Source organism: Hydrogenophaga sp. GW456-12-10-14-TSB4, assembly GCF_059424305.1.
In genome coordinates this window covers 1-1,967 of the sequence record NZ_JBWKZH010000142.1, presented here as the reverse complement: position 1 = coordinate 1,967, position 1,967 = coordinate 1, and the positions used below count along the sequence as shown (strand labels likewise).

General features: G+C 73.4%; 2 protein-coding genes. Both read left to right on the top strand.

The genetic code is table 11. The annotated features are described in order from the left end of the window. Nucleotides 1-132: 132 nt before the first annotated feature. Entirely contained in the window at nucleotides 133-1,089 is a 957-nt protein-coding gene (gene hemC, locus AC07ZS_RS29745) for a hydroxymethylbilane synthase (RefSeq protein ID WP_494802026.1), read from the top strand. Between the two features lie 7 nt (nucleotides 1,090-1,096). After that, complete coding sequence (locus AC07ZS_RS29740; RefSeq protein WP_494802027.1) at nucleotides 1,097-1,954, top strand: uroporphyrinogen-III synthase; 858 nt, start codon at nucleotides 1,097-1,099, stop codon at nucleotides 1,952-1,954. Nucleotides 1,955-1,967 lie beyond the last annotated feature (13 nt).

Below are 1,967 nucleotides of genomic sequence, written 5' to 3'. Positions count from 1 at the left end.
GTGGTGGGTTGGGGTGGACGGGCGCTCGACGGAACAGGGCATGCTAGCATCCAAAACCACCGCTTCCGTTACCAGCCGGGTACCAAAATCGCCCGCGACTTCCGGCCTTCCCCGGACCCTCTTCCCCGACCCATGTCCCCATCCTCCTCACCCCTGGCCATCACCATTGCCACCCGCGAAAGCCGCCTCGCCCTGTGGCAGGCGGAGCACGTCAAGGCCTTGCTCGAAGGCCTGGGCCACCGCGTCACGCTGCTGGGCATGACCACCCTGGGCGATCAGATCCTGGACCGCAGCCTGTCCAAGGTGGGCGGCAAGGGCCTGTTCGTCAAGGAGCTGGAGCTGGCGCTGGAAGACGGCCGCGCCGACATCGCCGTGCATTCGCTCAAGGACGTGCCCATGGAGCTGCCGCCCGGCTTTGCGCTGGCCTGCGTGATGGAGCGCGAGGACCCGCGCGACGCCTGGGTCTCGCCGCACTGCGCGGGGCTGGCCGACCTGCCGGCCAACGGCGTGGTGGGCACTTCCAGCCTGCGCCGCCTGGTCCTGCTGCGCGCCGCGCTGAACCAGCTGGGGCGGGACGACGTGCGCATCGAACCCCTGCGCGGCAACCTCGACACCCGCCTGCGCAAGCTTGACGAAGGCCGGTACCACGCCATCGTGCTGGCCGCCGCCGGCCTCAAGCGGCTGGGCCTGGAAGCGCGCATCCGCCACATCTTCGAGCCGGTCGAATCCCTGCCGGCGGCCGGGCAGGGCGCGCTGGGCATCGAGGTGCGGGCCGACCGCGCCGATCTCATCGCGGCGCTGGCGCCGCTGGTGCATCTGCCGACCTGGCTGCGCGTGGCCGCCGAGCGCACGGTTTCGCGCGCCATGGGCGGCAGCTGCTCCATGCCGCTGGCCGCCTACGCCGACTGGGGCCGCGAAGGCGCGCTCCGGCTCGATGCGGCCTGGGGCGATCCCGAGGGCCAGGCGCCCCTGGTGCGCGTGGGCCAGCAGTCTTCCGTGACCACCCTGGACGAGGCCGAGGCCTTGGGCCAGCAGGTGGCTCAGGCGCTGCGGGCCGCCGGTGCCGCGCCGCCGGCCGCGGAGACCTGAGGCCTTGGTGGACACCGCCGCCCACCTGCCTGGCACCCGGCGCCGGCTGGAACGGCTCATCGTCACGCGGCCGGCCCCCGAGGCCCAGGCCTGGGCGGACGCCCTGCGCGCCCAAGGCTGGCCGGCGCAGGCCCTGCCCCTGATCGAGATCGCGCCGCCCGCCGCCCAAGCCGACCAGGCCACGCTGCGCCATTGGCGCGCGCACTGGGTGCAGGCCGACGCCATCCTGTTCGTGAGCGGGGCGGCGGTGACCCATTTCTTTGAAGGCGGGGTTGCACCGGCAAGCCAGCCGTTGCGCACCCGCTTCTGGGCGCCGGGGCCGGGCACGGCGCGCATGCTCGCGCAGGCCATCGCGCCGCTGGGCCTGGGCGCGGCCCAGATCGATGCACCGCCCGCCGACGCCGTGCAATTCGACTCCGAGCATTTGTGGCCGGTCGTCTCGTCCCAGATCGGGCCGGGGCGGCTGGTGCTGATCGTGCGCGGCACCTCGGCCCAGGGCACCGCGGAGGCCGGGGTGGCCGGCACCGGCCGCGACTGGCTGATCCGCCAATGCACCGCCGCCGGCGCGCAGGTGCAGGGCTGTGTGGCTTATGCGCGACGCGCGCCCGTGCTGTCGACCGCCGACCGCGCCGTGGTCGACGCGGCGGCCACGGCGCACAGCGCGTGGCTGTTCAGCAGCTCCGAAGCCCTGCTGCCGCTGCAAAATCTGCGGCCGGCCCCCGTGTGGGCGTCGGCGAGCGCCCTGGTCACGCACCCGCGCATCGCCACCGCCGCCGGTCAGGCGGGATTCGTTCAGATCTATCAGACCCGTCCTGCACTGGCCGACGTGGTGCGCGCTCTAGAATCGAGCTGGACCCGACCATGAGCGCCGATACACC

What these genes read in the sequence shown, in the direction of transcription:
- hemC (WP_494802026.1), top strand. Translation starts at nt 133, where the DNA reads ATGTCCCCATCCTCCTCACCCCTGGCCATCACCATTGCCACCCGCGAA.